Source organism: Anaeromyxobacter sp. (assembly GCA_016718565.1).
In the GTDB taxonomy this organism is placed as follows: Bacteria; Myxococcota; Myxococcia; order Myxococcales; family Anaeromyxobacteraceae; genus JADKCZ01.
This window is the reverse complement of the sequence record JADKCZ010000018.1, coordinates 424,543-441,891: the sequence shown is the minus strand read 5'-3', so window position 1 is coordinate 441,891 and position 17,349 is coordinate 424,543. Positions and strand designations below refer to the sequence as shown.

Below are 17,349 nucleotides of genomic sequence, written 5' to 3'. Positions count from 1 at the left end.
ACGGAGCGCGGGGAGAGTCCGGCTTGGGGCGGCTTTTCAAGGGTACGCCGGACGGGGTGAAGCACCTCTACCACACGCGACCTGGGGAGGAACGCAAATTTAACTGACGCACGACGGCATATTCTGCGCCGAGGCCCGGGAGTTCGCGTAATCGTGACGGAATTTTCAGCTGAGGTGACACCGAAGTGTCACCAGAAGGTCAGCGACGAAACGCCACGACCGTCGCGGCGTCCCCTCCTTCGTGGCGGTCCCCTGGACGGAACGCCCCAACATAGGGCGACGCCGAGAGCGCCTCCCGGAGGGCCAGCTTGAGGGCGCCGGTGCCGTGTCCATGGAGGATGGTGCAGTCCGGCTCACCCTCGGCGTAGAGCCGGTCGAGGAAGCGCTCCACCTCCCGCAGCAGCTCCTCCACCCGCAGGCCGCGCACGTCGAGCCGCCGCGCCGCGCTGCGCGGGACGTCCGGGCGCGCCTCCTCGGCGGCCGCCAGCCGGTCGGCCGAGGACTTCCCCAGCCTCGCCTCGCGCGCCTTGCCGGCCAGCGGCACCAGGTCGGCCAGCGGCCGGCGCACCTTGAGCGGCCCGGCCTGCACCAGCGCCTGCTTGCCGTCCACCTCCAGCACCTCGCCCTCCTGCCCGAGCGAGACGATGCGCACCCGCACCCCCGCGGCCAGCTGGCCGCCCGGCAGCGCCTCGGCCGCGGTGGTGGCGCGCACCTCCGCCACCTTGGCCGCGCCCGCCACCTGCGACCGCCAGGTCTCGAGCTGGGCCGCCGCCTCGGTGGCCTTGCGCACGGTGGGCTGCGCCTGCAGCGTGGCCAGCAGGGCCGCCACCTCCTCGCGGGCCGACGTGAGCTCCCCGGCGATGGCCTCGCCGAGGCGCGCCGCCGCCTCGCGCTCGGCGGTGCGCGCCGCCGCCTCGCGGGCGCTGGCCCGCGCCTCGGCCGCCCGGGCCGCCTCGAGCTGCCGGCCCAGCGCGGCCAGCTCGGCGCCCAGCCGCGCCCGCTCGGCCTCCAGCGCCGCCAGCGCCTCGCCCAGCGCCCCGCCGTGGCCGTGGCGGGCCGCCCGGGCCCGCTCCACCACCCGGGCCGGCAGGCCGATGCGCGCCGCCACCTCGATGGCCGAGGAGGCGCCCGGCGAGCCCAGCAGCAGCTGGTAGGTGGGGACCAGCCGCTCGGCGTCGAAGCCCACCCGGGCGTTGGCGTAGGCCGGGTCGGTGAGGGCCAGGGCCTTCAGCTCGTCGAGGTGGGTGGTGACCAGCACGGTGGCGCCGCGCTCCACCAGCGCCTCCAGGATGGCGGCCGCCAGCGCCGCGCCCTCGCGCGGGTCGGTGTCGGCGGCGATCTCGTCCACCAGCACCAGCGACCCCGGCACCGCCCCGGCCAGCATGGCCTGCACCGCGGTGAGGTGGGCCGTGAAGGTGGAGAGATCCTTGTGCAGGTCGCCCCGCTCGTCCACCGCGGCCTTCACCTCCAGGAAGAAGGGGAGGCGCGACCCCTCGGCCGCGGCCACCGGCAGGCCGGCCCGCAGCATCAGCGCCGCCAGGCCCACCGCGCTGATGGCCACCGTCTTGCCGCCGCCGTTGGGGCCGGAGACGATGAGCGCCCGCGCCGGCGGGGCCAGCCGCACGTGGCTGGCCACCACCTTCTTGCCCTGCAGGGTGAGCAGCGGGTGGCGCAGGCTGAGCAGCTCGAAGCCGTCGCGCTCGGCGCCCACCTCGGGCGGGTGGGCGTCGAGGTCGGAGGCCAGCCGGGCCGAGCCCTCCAGCAGGTCGAGGGCCGCCAGCACGTCGAGCGCGGCCGCCAGCGCCCCGGCCCGCGCCGCCACCGCCCCCGACAGCTCGCGCAGGATGCGGGCCTCCTCCTCGGCGGCCATGGCGGCGGCGATGGCCAGCTCGTTGCCGAGCTCCACCATCCCCTCCGGCTCGACGAAGAGGGTCTGCCCCGACTGGGAGGCGTTGTGCACGATGCCCGGCACCGCCGAGCGCGACGCCACCACGATGGGCAGCACGTAGCGCTCGTTGCGGATGGTGAAGTAGCGGTCGCGCAGGTGGCGCTCGAACTCCGGGTCGCCGAGGTAGGTCTCGACCTGCGCCTTGAGGGCCCGGTGCAGCCCGCGGCTCCGCTCGCGCGCCTGCGCCAGCTCGGGGCTGGCCCGGTCGGAGATGGCGCCGGAGGGCTCGATGGCCCGCTCGATGCGGTCGGCCAGCCGGTCGTCCACCTCGATGGGCCCGGCCAGCGCGGCCAGCCGCGGCGCCTCGGCGGCGCGGGCCGCCAGGGCGGCGCGGGTGCGGGTGGCGGCGCGGGCCAGGGTGGCCACCTCGCGCAGCGCCAGCGGCTCGAGCACGCCGCCCTTGGCGGCCCGCTCGAGCGGCCCCTCCACGTCGGTGAGCCCGCCGAAGGGCAGGGCGGCGCCGGCCTCGCCGAGGCGCCGGGCCTCCTCGACGCGGGCCAGCGCCTCCCGCGCCGCGGCGGCGTCGGGCTGGAAGGGCAGGGCCAGGGCGCGCCGCTGGCCGGCCGGCAGGCGGCAGCGGGAGGAGAGGGCCGCCAGGATCTCGGGCCACCCGAGCGGGGCCGGGGCGCGGTCGGAGCTCATGCGGGCGCGTCCTTACTCCGGTTTGGGGCCGGCGCGCCACCCGCTGGACCGTTCCGGGGCCGGCCCGGCTCACACCCCCCGACCCCCGCCGTGGCGGGGCGCGGGAGGTCCCATGGGCAAGACGGCGCTGGTGCTGGGTGGTGGGTTCGGCGGGCTGGAGGCGGCCATCCAGCTCCGCAAGCGCGGCTTCGAGGTGACCCTGGTCTCCGACCGGCCCGCCCTCTTCATCTACCCGACCTCCATCTGGATCGCGACCGGCGAGCGCACCGTGGAGGACACCAGCCTCGACCTGGGCCGGGTGGCGGCCCACCACGGCTTCCGGCTGGTGGTCGGGCCGGTGGAGCAGATCGACGGGCGCGGCCGCGCCGCGGTGGTGGGGGGCCAGCGGCTGGAGGCCGACCACCTGGTGGTGGCCACCGGGGCCGGCAAGCTGAAGCCCAAGGGGGTGGAGCACACCCAGACCATCTGCGGCTCCCCCGACGCGTCGCCCCGGCTCAAGGTGGCCCTCGACGCGCTGGTGGCCAAGGGGGCAGGGCGCATCGCCATGGGCTTCGGCGGCAACCCCAAGGACACCTCGGCGGTCCGCGGCGGTCCGGCCTTCGAGCTGATGTTCAACGTGGAGACCTGGCTGCGGCGGCTCGGGCTGCGCGACCGGTTCGAGCTCACCTTCTTCGCCCCCATGGCCAGCCCGGGCGCCCGCATGGGCCCCAAGGCGGTGGCGGCCATCCAGGGGATGTTCGGGAAGCTGGGCGTGGGCATGCGCTTCGGGAAGAAGATCGCCGGCTTCGAGCCCGGGGCGGTGGTCTTCGAGGACGCCTCCCGGCTGGAGGCCGACCTGGTGGTGTTCATCGCGGCCGGCGACGGCCACGAGGTGGTGAAGGCCAGCGACCTGCCGCGCAGCGAGGCCGGCTTCGTCACCATCGACGGCGGCTGCGCCGTGCCCGGGTTCCCGGGCGTCTGGGCGGTGGGCGACGTGGCGGCGCTGGAGGGGCCGGAGTGGCGCGCCAAGCAAGGGCACGTGGCCGAGGCCATGGCCCGCACCGCCGCCGAGAACGCGGCCGCCGTGGAGGCCGGGCGCCCGCCCTCCGCCACCTACGCGGCCCACGTCGGCATCCTCTGCCTCATGGACATGGGCAACGGCGCGGCCTGGGTGCAGCGCGACGACCAGCGGGCCCGCATGATCCCGCTGCCCTGGATCGGCCACTGGCTCAAGAAGGGGTGGGGGGCCTACTACCGCCGCTCCAAGCTCGGCCAGGTGCCGCGGCTGCCGGGGATGTGAGGGGCCGGCCGGGCCCAGGCCGGCTGCGCCCAGGAATCCACGGCCTTCGCCAGGTGTACTGTCCTTCGATGCGGCGCCTCGCTCCACTCGCACTCGCGCTCCTCGGGGCGTGCGCCTCCTCGCCCCGCGCGCCCCCACCAGCCGCCGCAGCGGTCCTGGCCGCCCCGGCGGCCCAGGCGCTGCCGGTGGGCGACGCGGCCAGGCTCGGCGAGGCGGCCCGCCTGCTCGCCGACGGGGTGGCCCTGGACCGCGCGGCGGCGCTGCTCGACGGGGTCTCCGCCCAGGTGCCCGGTCGAGAGCTCCTGCTCGGCCAGCTCGCCGAGCTGCGCGGCGACGACGCGGTGGCGGCCGAGGCCTACGGCCGCGCGCTGGACCAGGGCGAGGATCCGGAGGTCAGGCTGCGCCGGGCCCTGGCGCTGGAGCGCCTGGGCCGCGGGGCCGAGGTGGCCGAGGATCTGGCCCGCCTCCGGCCCGACCCGGAGGCGCGGCTGCGAGAGCCGGAGGGGGCGCCGCGGCGCACCCTGCGGCCGCTCCGGCCCTCGGCGCGCTAGGCCGGGGCCTGGTCGGTCGCCGGCTGCCCGGTGGGAGGCCTGGCCATGAGCCGGTCGAGCGCCCAGGCGAGCAGCGCGGCCCGGGGCAGCCCGGCCGCCAGGCTGGTCGCGACCAGCTCGGCCGGCGCGTCCAGGTACGACGTGAAGGTGAGTCCGCTGGTCAGCAGCCAGATGAAGGAGAGCAGCGCGCCCAGCTTGGCGGCGCGGTGGACGGCGACGCCGGCCAGCGCCGTGGCGAAGATGGCGGCGATGAGCCCGTTCACCCCCGAGGTGACGGCCGAGATGGCCGTCAGGCCGAGCATCTCCAGCATGTCCCGGAAGACCTCCTTCATGAACGGGGTGAGGAGGTAGGCCGGCGTGGTGGCCTGGGACAGCCGGCAGGCCGAGTCGAAGCCGAAGTGGATGGCGGCGGCGAGGGCAGCCAGGCGGCTCACGCTGGGTGGCTCGGTCGCGGTCATGGCCCGGGTCCTAGCATCCGGCCCGGGAGGGGCGCCAGCGGTGCCAGTCGAGAAGACCGAACCGGAGAGGACCCGCTGGAACCGGTGGGGCCAGCCGATGGCGACACCACGCCGCAGTCAAACGTCCCGTACGGGTGGTGCCACCGCCGCTACGCGCCATTCCTTGTCCCTGGAACCGGGTACTTGGGGTATCCGTCATGCGCCGGAAGCGAAGGGCTGGCCGCGGCGTGTACCTTGCCTTCGTGCCACCCACGCAGTCAGCTCAGCCGGAGGAAGCCGAGGACGCGGTGCTGGTCGCCCGATCCCTCGCCGGCGACGGCGCGGCCCACCGCTCGCTCTACGACCGCTACCGCCCAGCGGCGTGGCGCGTGGCCCGATCCTTCGCCGACTTCGACGCCGACGACGTGGAGGATGTGATCCAGGAGGCCTTCGTCCGGGCCTTCCGCAGCCTAAAAACACTAAATGATTTCAGCCGGTTCGGGCCATGGCTGCTCACCATCGCCCGCAACCGGGCCCTCTCGCGCCTGGCCAGGCACCGCGCCGGCGCCGACCTGGCCGAGGAGCTCTCCTGGGAGGCGGCGGTGGCCTCCTCCGAGGAGGTGGGCCTCCCCGACCCGGAGGCCGGAGCCGAGGTCGAGGTGGTGCGGCGGCTCATCGCCGACCTGCCGGAGGGGCCGGAGAAGCAGACGGTTCACCTCTTCTACGTGGAGGGGCGGCTCTCGGCGCGCGAGATCGCAGAACAGCTCGGGGTCGGAAAGAGCGCCATCACCATGAGGTTGGAGCGGTTCCGGGCCAAGGTGAAGCGGCGACTGCTCGCGGAGGTGGCCGGTCTGCGCGGCGATAGGTCATAGGGTGGATGCACCTCACCAGCGACCTCCTCCGCGGCCTGCTCGACCAGTCCCTCCTTCCGCCAGAGGCGCTGCGCCTGGCCTCCCACCTGGGGGCCGACTGCGACACCTGCGAGTCGTTCCTCGCCAGGAGGCCCGGCGCCGATCCGCTGGATGGCTCGGTGGACCTGATCCTGGTTCGCCTCGCCCGGCCGGGCGTGCAGGGCCGGGGCAACGACCTCGAGTTCGCCCGCATCCAGCGTCGGCTCCGCGAAGCGCCGGCCGCGGTCCGTCGCTCCGCGCCTCCACCGAGGCGGAGGCCGTGGACCGGCCTGGCCGTGGCCGCCGCGGTCCTGGTGGCCGGGCTGGCCGGGTACGGGCTCGGGCGGGCGCCCGGTCGCTCGGAGACGCCAGCGGTCGCCGGCGCCTGGGACGGCGAGAAGGGCGTGGGCCTCCGCGCCGTGCCGCTGCGCCTGCGCTTCCTGGTCCTGACCCCGGCGGCGGGCGGCCCGCCGGCCGTGGAGAAGGGGCTGTCGGGCCAGGCCGTGTCGGCGGCCTCCAGCCTGCAGTTCCAGGTGGAGCTGGGCCGGCCCGCCACCGTGCTGCTGGCCCGCGGCGGCGGCGCGCCGGAGGTCTTCTTCCAGGCCCGGCTGGGCGCCGGGACCCACCTGGTCTCGGTGGGCGGCCAGCCCGCGGCCTTCCCGCTCGGCGGCCTGGCGGGGCGGCAGCGCTTCCTGGCGGCTGCCGCGGAGGGGCCGCTGGTGGCCGCGGACCTGCCGAGGGCCCTCGCCGCGGGGTCGGCCGCCGCGCCCGACGGGGCCGCACCGGTCTCGCTGGACGTGGTGGAGGTGGAGGTGCGGCCGTGACCAGGCGCCCCGGCGGCGCTCACCCGGGCGTGCGTTAGGATCGTCGCCTCGTGCGGATCCCGGCCCGGCGGCGCAGGGTGGTGGCGGGCGGCCTGGCGGCCGCGGTGGTCCTCGCTTGCGCCGGGTGCGCCGCCGCCCCGCCGCGGCCCGGGGCGGGGACCGAGAAGGGGGGGCTGGTGCCCGCCGCCGTGTCACCCGAGCGGCTGGCCGAGGCGCTGCGTCCCAGGCGCCTGGCGCTGCTGGTCGGCGTGATGGCCTTCCGGGACGCCGCCTGGCGGCCGCTGCGCTACCCGGAGGCCGACGCCGCCGCCCTGGCCGAGGTGCTGCGCGACCCGGCGCGCGGCGGGTTCGACGACGTGGAGGTGCTGCCCGGCGGCGCCGATCTGGCCGAGGTGCGCGCCGCCCTCGGGCGGCTCGGCCAGCGGAGCCGCGACGAGCGGGACACGGTGCTGGTCTACCTCTCCTCCCATGGCACGCTGGCGCGAGACGCCCGCGGGCAGCTGCGCCGCTACCTGGTGCTGGCCGACACCCGGATGGCGGACGTGCCCGGCACGGGGCTGGCGCTCGACGACCTGAGGGCCGACTTCGACCGGCTCCGCTCGCGCAAGAAGGTGCTGGTGCTGGCCGCCTGCCACTCCGGCGGTGGCAAGTCGCTGCTGCCGGCCGAGGTCCAGCGGGAGCTGGGCGGCATCAAGGCCGGCTTCTTCGTGCGCCCCATCGAGGAGGTCAGCCGCGCCAGCGTGGTGCTGGCGGCCAGCGACTGGGGCGAGACCGCCCGCGAGGACGAGCGGCTGGGCCACGACATCTACACCCACTTCCTGGTGGAGGCCCTGCGGCTGGGCGCCGACCGGAACGGGGACGGGGCGGTCACGGCCTCGGAGGCCCACGACTACGCCCGCCGCATGACCTACGAGTTCACCGGGGGGCGGCAGCGTCCCACCGCCGAGACCAGCGAGGTGGGCGTCGACCCCATCGTGCTGGTGGGGCAGCCGAGCCGCCCCGGGCGCCCCGAGCTCTACAGCTACGCGCCGGCGCTGGACGGCTTCGAGGTCCGGGTGGACGGCCGGTCGCTGGCCGAGCTGCCCGGCGGCGTGGCGCTCGAGACCGGCCGCCACCGGGTGCAGGTGCAGAAGGGGGGCGGTCCGGCGGTCTTCGACGACCAGCTCTCGCTGGGGCCGGGGGACCGGCTCGACGTGGCCGACCTGCTCTGGCGCGCCGAGGGGCGCTGGGAGGCAGGGCCGCGGCTGGCGGCGCTCTCCTTCCTGGGCTCGAGCAGCCGGAACCTGCTGGTGGGGCCGGCCGCGGGGGTCGGGGTGGGCGCCGCCCTGCGCGGCTGGCCGTCGCCAGACCTCTCCCTGCGCCTCGACGCGGTGACCGCCTTCGGGCGCGGCACGCTCCGGCAGGGCGCGGCGGCGGCGCGCTACGACTTCAGCCTCCTGAGCGCCGGGGCCTCGCTGGCCTACCGCGCCGCGCCGGCCTGGCTGGGTGGCGCCGCGCTGCACGTCGGGCCCCGCCTCTCCGGGCTCTCCATCGAGCGCCGCTTCGACCTGGCGCTGGCCGGGGCGCCGCAGCGCTCCCTCACCTTCACGCCGGGCGTGCTGCTGGCCGCCGAGGCGCCGCTCTGGCGGGGCGCCAGCGCCAGCGCCGAGCTGCACCTCGACTGGGCGGTGGTGAAGGTGGACGGCCAGGACCGCTCCACCGCCTTCGGCGAGCTCCTGCTCGGCCTCGCCTGGCGGTTCCGCTAGTGGCCGCGCGTCACCTGGAGAGGTCATGAGACGGGGATCCACCGTGCCGCACCACACCACCCGTCCACCGCCCGCCCGCCCGCCGACCCTGGCGCTCGCGCTCGCGCTGCTGCTGGCGTCGGCGGGCTGCGGGGGGCTGGGTACGCCGGACCTCTCCCGCGGCGACGTGGTGGGGCGCCTGGCGGGCGCCTCGCCGGGCGCCTTCGCCTATCCGCTCGGCGCCCCGGAGCGCAAGGTGACGCTGGCGGCGGACGGCGCCTTCGAGCTGGCCGGGCTGCCGGCCGGGGCCGCCCGCATCGTCCTGTTCGACGGCGCCGACCGGGCCGACCTGATCGAGGTGGCGGTGCGCGGGGCGGGCCGGGTCCACCTCGAGCGCAGCGCCGCCGCGCTGCCGCTGGCCGGGCGCGCGGTCATGACGGTGGTGCCGGCCGGCGGCGTGGCGCCGGCCACCCCGCGCTACGCGGTCAAGGAGACCGACCAGGCCGGGGTGGCGCAGCAGGCCGGGGCCGCGGTGCTCTACCCGCTGCCCGGCGGCGCCTACCAGGTGGAGACCGGCATGGACGGGTACCGGACCACCACCGCCGCCTTCGTCGTGGCCGCCGGGGCGACCGCCGGCGTGGAGATCCGCCTCCCGGTCGCCGACGCCGGGCCGGCCGGCTGCGCCGCGGCCGGCAACGTCTGCCGCAACGACCTGAAGTGCGACCCGGCCTCCGGGCTGTGCGTGCAGTGTCGGGTGGGCGGCACCGACTGCGCCGGCGGCGCCACCTGCGACCCGACCCTGCACGCCTGCATCGCCGCCTCGGCGGGCGGCGCCGAGGCGCTCTGCACCGCCTGCGATGACGCCTCGCAGTGCGGCGCGGGCGGCGCGGGCTACTGCCAGAAGGCGGCCGGCGCGCGGGTGGGGTACTGCACCCGCGCCGGGGGGAGCCCCACCTGCCCGGCCGGCTTCGTGCGGGTGGTCGACGGCGACGGCGACCGCTGCGCGCTGCTGGGCGAGGACGGGGTCGGGCTGGCCCGCTCCTGCGAGAGCTACCTGGAGGAGCTGGGGGAGAACTGCTTCGGCGACGCCACCTGCGACGAGCGGGACGGGATCGCCGGCGGGACCTGCCGCGGAGCCGATCGGGACCGCGGCGTGGCCGGCTACTGCACCGCCCCCTGCGGCGGCGACGCCGACTGCTTCGTCCCGGGGTTCACCTGCCACCCGGTGGACCTGGTCTGCACCCGGACCGCGGGCTGAGGGTGCCGCCGGCGGTTTCGTTTCGCGCCGCCCCACCGGCGAGGTAGAACAGGGCGCCACCCGTCGCCCCAGGGGAACCCATGAAGCTCGCTCCCATCCTGGCCGCCGCCCTGCTGGCCGGCTGCGCCACCTCGCGGCAGGCCGGGCCGGCGCCGGCCGGTGCGGCCGGTCCCGCCGCCCCGGCGCGGATCCTGGCCCCCGGATCCCGAGGCGGCGGCCATCAGCCGCGCCATGTCGGAGATCGAGGACGCCGAGCGCCGCGGGGCCCTGGCGGGCGAGCGGGCCCGCTGGACCGCCGCCGCGGCCGCGGCCGGCCAGGGCAGCGCCAAGGCCCGGTTCCTGGCGCTCTACGCCATGCCGCACAACGACGAGACCTGGAGCGAGTACCGCGCCCTGGCGGCGGCGCTGCCGACCTCGGCGCTCGGCGAGATCGGCATGGCGCGCATCTACGTCGAGTGGAACGTGCTCGACCAGGTGGAGCCGGCGCTGGGCCGCGCCCTGGCCGCGGAGCCGGGCAACTGGCTCGCCGACCTGGTGCGGGCCCAGGCGGACGAGCGCCGCGAGCGCTGGGACGAGGCGGCCGCCGGGTACCGGCGCGTGGTCGCGGTGGACCCCGGCAACGTGGCGGCCCACGTCGGGCTGGCGCGGCTGGCCCGCCGCGCCGCCGACCCCGCCGCCGCCCGCGCCGAGGCCGAGCTGGCGCTGGCGGCGCTGCCCCAGCACGCCCCGGCGCTCGACGTGCTGTCCGGCCTGGCCGCCGACGGGGGCGACCCGGGCGCCGCGGTGGCCATCGCCTACCAGGTGGTGGCGGCCAGCCCGCGCGACCGGGCGGCGCGGGTGACGCTGGCCCGGCTGCTCAAGGCCAAGGGCGACGCGGCCGCGTCGCGCGACCAGTGGAAGGCGGCGCTGGCCATCCGCGAGGACGCCGAGGGGCTGGTGGCGCTGGCCGAGGTGTCCCGCCTGGCCGGGGACCGGGCCAGCGAGGAGAAGGCGCTGGATCGCCTGGCGCAGCTCGATCCGGGCAGCGCCGAGTGGAAGCGCATCGCCGAGATCCGGACCGCGGCCGGCGACCTGGACGGCGCGGAGAAGGCGCTGCGCCGGTCGCTGGCGCGCGACCCGAAGGACGCCCCCACCAACCTGGCCCTGGGCCGGGTGGTGCTGCAGGCCGGCAAGCCGCAGGAGGCGCTGGAGCTGCTGCGCGCGGCGGGCGCCGACGGCGCCGCGGACCGCGCCGCGCTGGAGCGGCGCCTCAACGTGGAGCGGACCACCCGGCCCGACGTCGCCGCCATCCAGAAGGCCGTGGGGGCGCTCATCGACCGCACCTACCGGGCGCGGCTCAAGGAGCTGCCGCGGCTCTCGGGGCACCTCACCGTGCGGGCCACGGTGGACGGCGCCGGCGGGGCCACGCTGGTGGAGGTGCTGGAGGACTCGGTCCACGACGACGACGTGCGCGCCTGCGCCTACTGGAACCTCAAGGATGCCGCCTACCCCACCGACCGGCCGGGCCGGTACTCGTTCAGCTTCTCGCTCCGCCCGGGGCGCTGAGCGGCGCCCGGCCAGCGGCCTCGAGGTCCTGCTCGAGGCGCGCGGCGGGCCGCTGCGGCGCCGCCGCGTCGGGCTGATCTGCAACCCCACCGCCGTGGACGGGCGGCTGCGCCACGCCGCCGACCTGCTCCACGCCCTGCCCGGGGTGAGGCTGGCCGCCCTGTTCGGCCCGGAGCACGGGGTCCGCGGCGACGCCCAGTACATGGCCGCGGTGGACGGCGAGCGCGACCCGGCCACCGGCCTCCCGGTGCACTCGCTCTACGGCGCCACGGCGGCCTCGCTGGCCCCGTCGCCCGCCCAGCTGGCCGGGCTGGACGTCCTGTGCTTCGACATCCAGGACGTCGGCAGCCGCTACTACACCTACCAGGCCACCATGCTGCTCTGCATGGAGGCGGCGGCCCGGGCCGGCCTCGGCTTCGTGGTGCTCGACCGCCCGAACCCCATCGGCGGCCTGCTGGTGGAGGGGCCGGCCCTGCGGCCCGGCTTCGAGAGCTTCTGCGGGCTGCACGACCTGGCGCCGCGCCACGGGCTCACGGTGGGGGAGCTGGCGCTGCTCTTCCGGGCCGAGCGCCGGCTCGACCTCGACCTCACGGTGGTGGAGTGCCGCGGCTGGCGGCGCGGGCTCCTGGCGCGGCAGGCCGGGCTGCCCTGGGTCTTCCCGTCGCCCAACATGCCCACCCCGGAGACGGCGCTGGTCTACCCGGGCCTGTGCCTGCTGGAGGGGACCAACCTCTCGGAGGGGCGGGGGACGACGCGCCCCTTCGAGCTCCTGGGCGCCCCCTGGCTCGACGGGCGCCGGCTGGCCGCCGACCTCGCGGCCGAGCGGCTGCCCGGGGTGGCCTTCCGGCCGGTCAGCTTCGTGCCGACCTGGGACAAGCACGCCGGCGTGCGCTGCCACGGCGTGGAGCTGTCGGTGACCGACCCCGCGGCCTTCCGCCCCTTCCGCGCCGGCGTGGCCTGCGTGCTGCACGCCCGGGCCCAGGATCCGCGGGCCTTCCGGTGGCGCACCGAGCCCTACGAGTTCGTGGCCGACGTGCCGGCCTTCGACCTGCTGTGCGGGTCGGCGCGGGAGCGGCTCGGCCTGGAGGCGGGGGCGACGCTCGGCGACCTGGCCCGCGCCTGGGCCCCCGAGGAGCGGGGCTTCGCCCGGCGCCGGGCCCCGCACCTGCGCTACGCTCCCTGACACCGATGCCCGACCGCCCCGAGATCGCGCTGCTCGGCGGGTCCTTCAACCCGCCGCACGTGGGCCACGTCATGGCCGCCTGGTGGGCGCTGGCCACCCAGGGCGTGCGCGAGGTCTGGCTGCTGCCCGCCTGGCGCCACCCGTTCGGCAAGCCGCTGGCGCCCTTCGAGGACCGGCTGGAGATGTGCCGCCTGGCGGTGGTCGCCATCCGCGGCGCCCACGTCTGCGCCGCCGAGGCCGACCTGGCCGACGACCCGCTCTGCGGCAAGACCGCCCGCACGCTGGAGCACCTGACGCAGCGCCACCCCGACCGGCGCTTCGTCCTGGTGGTGGGGGCCGACATCCTGCCCGACACGCCCAGGTGGTACCGCTGGGACCTGGTGCAGTCGCTGGCGCGGGTGGTGGTGGTGGGGAGGCAGGGGTACCCCGGGGGCGCCGAGCCGGCGCTGCCGGCGGTCTCGTCGTCGGAGGTGCGTCGGCGGCTGGCGGCCGGCCAGGACGTCTCGAGGCTGGTGCCGCGCCAGGTCGCCGGGTACGCCCAGGCTCGAGGGCTCTACCTGCCGAGCGCGTGAGCCGGGCGGGGCCCCGGCGCGGCGACCCCGGGGCGGCGGGTCAGGGCGGACCCGGACGGGAGGGGGATGGGTTCCCCCGGTACCGGCCCGACGACCGGTTGACCCGCAGTCCGGTCTGCGGCACCGTGCCCCTGCCCCACGCGCCGGACACCCCGGCGCCGGCCCGCCATGCCGCCCCCCAACGACTCCGACACCGCCTCGTCGCCTGCGCCGCGCCCTCGCGTGCTGCTGGTGGACGACGAGCCGGCGCTGCTGGCGGCCTATCGGCGGATGCTGGGCGAGCGCTTCGAGGTGGCGGTGGCCAGCGGCGGCCGCCAGGCCCTGGCGCTCCTGGAGCACGACAGCGCCTTCGACGCCGTCTTCTGCGACATCATGATGCCCGACCTGGACGGCCCGGCCGTCTGGCAGCACCTGGAGACCCGCCACCCCGAGCTGGCGCGGCGCACCGCCTTCTGCACGGCGGGCGCCTTCACGCCCCGGGCGGTGACCTTCGTCGAGGCCATGGGCGACCGCCTCTTCCTCAAGCCGGTGGCCGTCGAGGAGATGATCCGGTTCGTGGAGCAGGTGGGGCGCCGGGGCTGAGCCGCCGCGGCCTCAGGCGGCCCGGCAGAAGCGCAGCGCCCCGCCCTCCACGTCCACCCGCACCTGGTCGCCGGCCTGGAACTCGCCGGCCAGGATCCGCTCGGCCAGCGGCGCCTCGACCAGCCGCTGCACCGCGCTCCGCATGGGACGGGCCCCCAGCGTCGGGTCCCAGCCGCCGTGGTCCAGCAGGAAGGCCGCCACCTCCGGCGCCGCCACGTAGCGGATGCGCCGCTCGCCGTGCAGGCGCGCCGCCGACTCGGCCAGCAGCAGCGCCGCGATGCGCGCGACGTCGTCGCGGGAGAGGGAGGGGAACACCAGGCGCTCGTCGAGCCGGTTCCACAGCTCCGGCGGCACGGCGCCGCGGGCCGCCTCCAGCACCCGGTCCTGGCGCGGCTGGGCCCGCTCGGCGGCCCCGAAGCCCATGGCCGCCTGCGAGGTGCGGGTGGCCTCAGCGGCCCCCAGGTTGCTGGTGAGCACCACCACCGCGTTGGAGAAGTCGATCTGCCGGCCGCGGCCGTCGGTGAGCCGGCCCTCCTCCAGCACCTGCAGCAGCAGCTGCTGGACGTCGCGGTGGGCCTTCTCGATCTCGTCGAGCACCACCACGCAGGCCGGACGCCGGCGCACCGCGTCGGTGAGCTGCCCGCCCTCGCCGTAGCCCACGTAGCCGGGGGCCGCGCCCACCAGGCGCGCCACGCCGGTGGGCTCGGCGCACTCGCTCATGTCGAGCTGGACCAGCGCGTCGCGGGCGCCGTAGAGGGCGTCGGCCAGCGCCCTGGCCAGCTCGGTCTTGCCCACGCCGGTGGGGCCGAGGAAGAGGAAGGAGCCCATGGGCCGGCGCGAGGCAAAGCCGGCGAAGTTGCGCTTGAGCACCCGGGCCACGCGGCCGATGGCCTCCTCGTGGCCCACCACCCGCTCGGCCAGCGCCCGCTCCAGCCCCAGGATCCGCTCGCGGTCGGAGGCCAGCAGGCGCGACTCCGGGATGCCCGCCATCTTGGCCACCACCCGCGCCACGTCGGGGGCGCCGACCTCGCGGCGGCCCTCGCGGCGGGCCCGGCTGCCGGCCAGGTCCAGGGCCGCCACCGCCTTGTCGGGCAGGAAGCGGTCGGTGACGTGACGGGCCGACAGCGCCGCGGCCGCCTCCAGGGCCTCGGGGGCGTAGCGGACGCCGTGGTGGCGCTCGTAGCGCGCCGCCAGGCCGCCCAGGATGGTGACGGTGTCGGCCACGCTGGGCTCGCGCACCAGCACCGGCGAGAAGCGCCGCTCCAGCGCCGGGTCCTTCTCGATGTGCTGGCGGTACTCGTCGTGGGTGGTGGCCCCGATGCAGGGGAACTCGCCGCGGGCCAGCGCCGCCTTGAGCTCGTTGGCGGCGTCCTGGGGCCCCTCGCCGGTGGCGCCGGCGCCCATGAGCGTGTGCACCTCGTCGATGAAGACCACGATGCGGCCCTCGGCCCGGCGCACCTCCTCCTTGAGGCCCAGCAGCTTCTCGGAGAAGGAGCCGCGCAGCTGGGTGCCGGCCACCACGCTGGCCATGTCGAGCTCGATGACGGTGCGGGTGGCGTGGGCGCCGCCGTCGGCCAGCAGCCGCTGCGCGATGCCCTCGGCGATGGCGGTCTTGCCCACGCCCGGCTCGCCCACCAGCAGCGGGTTGTTGGAGCGCCGCTTGCCGAGGACGTCGACGGCCTCCTCCACCTCGCGCTCGCGCCCCACCAGCGGGTCGAGCTTGCCCAGGGCGGCCAGCTCGGTGAGGTTGCGGCCCAGCTGCGACAGCCAGGGGAACTCGCGCGGGTCGAGGGCGTGGCGGCTGGCCGGGGCGCGGCCGCGGGCCTGGGCGGGCTGCGGCGCGCCCGGCGTCGCGGCGCGGGTCGACGGGGAGGCGGGGGCGGCGGCGCCGGCCGCCGGGGCGGTCGCGGCGCCCTCCAGCTCGTCGAGCGCGGCCGCCAGGTCGTCCTCCAGCACCCCGTCCTCGGCCGGCGCGGCGGGCCGCTCGGCCGGGGCCCGGTGGGCCGCCGGGGCGCTGGCCACGCGCACCGGCTGGACCTGGCGGTACTTGCGGGGCAGGCCGTTGGCGAAGAGGCTGATGGTCTCGGTGCGCAGCCGGCGCGGGTCGAGCCCGCAGGCCGCCAGCAGCTGGTGGGCGCAGCAGGCCTGCACGCGGCTCATGGCGGCCAGCAGGTGCAGGCAGTCGATCTCGGCGGCGCCGGTGCCGCTGGCCAGCTCGCGGGCCTGCTCGCGCAGGTCGCGCGTGAGCGCCTCGGCCTCGCGCGGCTTGCCGGCCATGACCGCCAGGATGCGGTCCTCGTCGATGCGCTTCTCCTTGAGGAGGATCTCGGCCCGGTTCGGCACCGTGAAGAAGGCCAGGAGCTGGTGCGCGCTGGTCAGCGGCTGGTTCACGCTGCGGGCGATGTCCTCCGCCTCGCTGAGGACCTGCAGGAGCTCCATCGACTCGATGACGGCGGGCATGTGGCGGCGAGGTTCCGATATCGCCCGCGGGCCGTCAATTTTTCGGCTGATCCCGGGGGCTTGCGCGCCGTGGCGCGTCGGGGCCGCTGCCCGACGCGGCCGGGGCCGGGCCGGCGCGGGGCCGCTGGCCGGCGTGGTAGCGTGCCGCCCGTCTCGTGAGCGTCGGAGAGGTCGAAGATGGTCAAGGCCCCGCGCGGCGGCCGCTGGCTGGTCCTCGCAGTCCTGGTGGCGGGCGCGCCCCTGGCGCCGGGCGCGGCCCGCGCCGCCCTGCCGGTGGCCGTCTACCCGGTGGCGGCCGACGGCCTCCTGGCGGACGAGCGGACCGACCTCACCGCCATCCTGGAGGCCGGGCTGCGGGACGCGGCGCGGCGCGGCGTGCTGCGGCAGGGCCGGCGGCTCGGGCCGGACTGCGGGACGGCGCCGGCCGATGCCTGCCTGGCCGGCCTGGCCGAGGGCGGCGCGGTGCTCCTCGCCAGCGCGGTGCGCCGGCGCGCCGAGGTGCTGGTGACCGCCGCCCTGGTGGACGCGCGGGGGCGGCGCACCCGCAGCGTCACCTTCGGCTCGAACCTCTCGGTGCAGAACACCCGGCCGGTGGACCTGGCCCTGGAGGCGCTGGAGTTCGAGCTGCTGGAGCCGCCGGCCGCCGGCACGGCGGCGTCCGGGACCATCACCCTGCCCGGGGCCAGCCCGCCCCGTCCCCCCGGGCCGGCCGCCGCGCCGCCCCGGCCGGCCCTGGCGGCCTCCGCCCGGGCGCTCGAGCCGGCCCCGCCCTGGCAGCGCGACGCCGGGCGCTGGACCACGGCCGGCGGGCTGGCGCTGCTGTGCGGTGGGGGGGCGGTCGCCTGGCTCGGAGCCCGCCTCACCCGCGACCTGGAGGACCGCTACCAGGCCGGCACGCTGCGCCCCGGCGACGAGGCCGACTACCGGCGGGCCCGGCGCGCCGGCCAGGCGGCCACCGTGCTGCTGGTGGCCGGCGGCCTGGCCACCTCGGCGGGCCTGACGCTCTGGGCGCTGGCGCCGGACGTCTCGCCGGTGCGCGGCGGCGCCACCGTGGGCGTGGCGGGGGCGTTCTAGCCATGCGGCCCCTCGGCCTGGCCGCGTGGCTTCTCTGCGCCGCGGCGCTCGGTGGGGCGGGCGGCTGCGCCTTCGAGCCGGACGGCCGCTGCGACACGGTGGCCGACTGCCGCGCCGGCGAGCGCTGCGAGGCGGGGCTGTGCCTCGGCTGCCTCGAGGCGGCCGAGTGCGCCGGCTGGGAGGTCTGCACGGCCGACCGCCGCTGCCAGACCGCGCCGGGCCGCTGCACCGTGGAGGCCCAGTGTGGCGGCTGGCAGGGGTGCGCCCCGGACCACACCTGCCAGGCGCTGCCGGGGCGCTGCGACGACGCCTCCACCTGCGCGCCGGGAGAGGCCTGCAGCGCCGATCACCGCTGCGCGCCGGGGCCCTGAGCCGCTCGC

The 17,349-nt window shown here is 77.5% G+C and carries 15 protein-coding genes; 12 read left to right on the top strand and 3 right to left on the bottom strand.

Annotated elements, in window-relative coordinates:
• Positions 1–199 precede the first annotated feature (199 nt).
• A complete protein-coding gene (locus IPO09_21030; protein MBK9519760.1) occupies positions 200–2,590 on the bottom strand; it encodes a Smr/MutS family protein in 2,391 nt (796 codons plus the stop codon).
• A gap of 112 nt (positions 2,591–2,702) precedes the next feature.
• Here IPO09_21030 and IPO09_21025 point away from each other — a divergent pair, with 112 nt between their 5' ends.
• Positions 2,703–3,869: an NAD(P)/FAD-dependent oxidoreductase gene (locus IPO09_21025; GenBank protein MBK9519759.1), complete on the top strand. Its 1,167-nt coding sequence runs from the start codon at positions 2,703–2,705 to the stop codon at positions 3,867–3,869.
• A 68-nt stretch (positions 3,870–3,937) separates the two neighbouring features.
• Entirely contained in the window at positions 3,938–4,420 is a 483-nt protein-coding gene (locus tag IPO09_21020; GenBank protein MBK9519758.1) for a hypothetical protein, read from the top strand.
• Here the strand turns inward: IPO09_21020 and IPO09_21015 are convergent.
• Entirely contained in the window at positions 4,417–4,878 is a 462-nt protein-coding gene (locus IPO09_21015; protein ID MBK9519757.1) for a hypothetical protein, read from the bottom strand. The two genes, IPO09_21020 and IPO09_21015, sit on opposite strands and share 4 nt — an antisense overlap.
• Before the next feature lie 197 nt (positions 4,879–5,075).
• Here IPO09_21015 and IPO09_21010 point away from each other — a divergent pair, with 197 nt between their 5' ends.
• From IPO09_21010 to IPO09_20975, 8 genes are all read left to right on the top strand, one after another.
• The gene (locus IPO09_21010; GenBank protein ID MBK9519756.1) at positions 5,076–5,729 is read left to right on the top strand and encodes a sigma-70 family RNA polymerase sigma factor; all 654 of its coding nucleotides are present in this window, start codon (positions 5,076–5,078) and stop codon (positions 5,727–5,729) included.
• Positions 5,730–5,734: 5 nt separating this feature from the next.
• Positions 5,735–6,571, top strand: coding sequence for a hypothetical protein (locus IPO09_21005; GenBank protein MBK9519755.1), 837 nt, complete (start codon positions 5,735–5,737; stop codon positions 6,569–6,571).
• A 50-nt stretch (positions 6,572–6,621) separates the two neighbouring features.
• Positions 6,622–8,316 (top strand): caspase family protein, encoded by a 1,695-nt coding sequence (locus IPO09_21000; GenBank protein MBK9519754.1) that lies wholly within the window; start codon positions 6,622–6,624, stop codon positions 8,314–8,316.
• 25 nt (positions 8,317–8,341) lie between these two features.
• Complete coding sequence (locus IPO09_20995; GenBank protein ID MBK9519753.1) at positions 8,342–9,553, top strand: hypothetical protein; 1,212 nt, start codon at positions 8,342–8,344, stop codon at positions 9,551–9,553.
• 231 nt (positions 9,554–9,784) lie between these two features.
• Positions 9,785–11,098, top strand: coding sequence for a tetratricopeptide repeat protein (locus IPO09_20990; protein MBK9519752.1), 1,314 nt, complete (start codon positions 9,785–9,787; stop codon positions 11,096–11,098).
• On the top strand, positions 11,031–12,281 hold the full coding sequence (locus IPO09_20985) for a DUF1343 domain-containing protein (GenBank protein ID MBK9519751.1): 1,251 nt from the start codon (positions 11,031–11,033) through the stop codon (positions 12,279–12,281). Before IPO09_20990 ends, IPO09_20985 begins: the two co-directional genes overlap by 68 nt.
• Before the next feature lie 5 nt (positions 12,282–12,286).
• Entirely contained in the window at positions 12,287–12,853 is a 567-nt protein-coding gene (locus IPO09_20980; GenBank protein MBK9519750.1) for a nicotinate-nicotinamide nucleotide adenylyltransferase, read from the top strand.
• 168 nt (positions 12,854–13,021) lie between these two features.
• Positions 13,022–13,435 carry a response regulator gene (locus tag IPO09_20975; GenBank protein MBK9519749.1) on the top strand — a complete coding sequence of 138 codons (414 nt, stop codon included), beginning with the start codon at positions 13,022–13,024 and terminating at the stop codon, positions 13,433–13,435.
• A 12-nt stretch (positions 13,436–13,447) separates the two neighbouring features.
• Here IPO09_20975 and IPO09_20970 read toward each other — a convergent pair whose 3' ends face one another.
• Positions 13,448–15,895 carry an ATP-dependent Clp protease ATP-binding subunit gene (locus IPO09_20970; GenBank protein ID MBK9519748.1) on the bottom strand — a complete coding sequence of 816 codons (2,448 nt, stop codon included), beginning with the start codon at positions 15,893–15,895 and terminating at the stop codon, positions 13,448–13,450.
• A 177-nt stretch (positions 15,896–16,072) separates the two neighbouring features.
• Here IPO09_20970 and IPO09_20965 point away from each other — a divergent pair, with 177 nt between their 5' ends.
• Both IPO09_20965 and IPO09_20960 read left to right on the top strand, forming a co-directional pair.
• Positions 16,073–16,969: a hypothetical protein gene (locus IPO09_20965; GenBank protein MBK9519747.1), complete on the top strand. Its 897-nt coding sequence runs from the start codon at positions 16,073–16,075 to the stop codon at positions 16,967–16,969.
• A gap of 2 nt (positions 16,970–16,971) precedes the next feature.
• Complete coding sequence (locus IPO09_20960; protein MBK9519746.1) at positions 16,972–17,340, top strand: hypothetical protein; 369 nt, start codon at positions 16,972–16,974, stop codon at positions 17,338–17,340.
• Positions 17,341–17,349 lie beyond the last annotated feature (9 nt).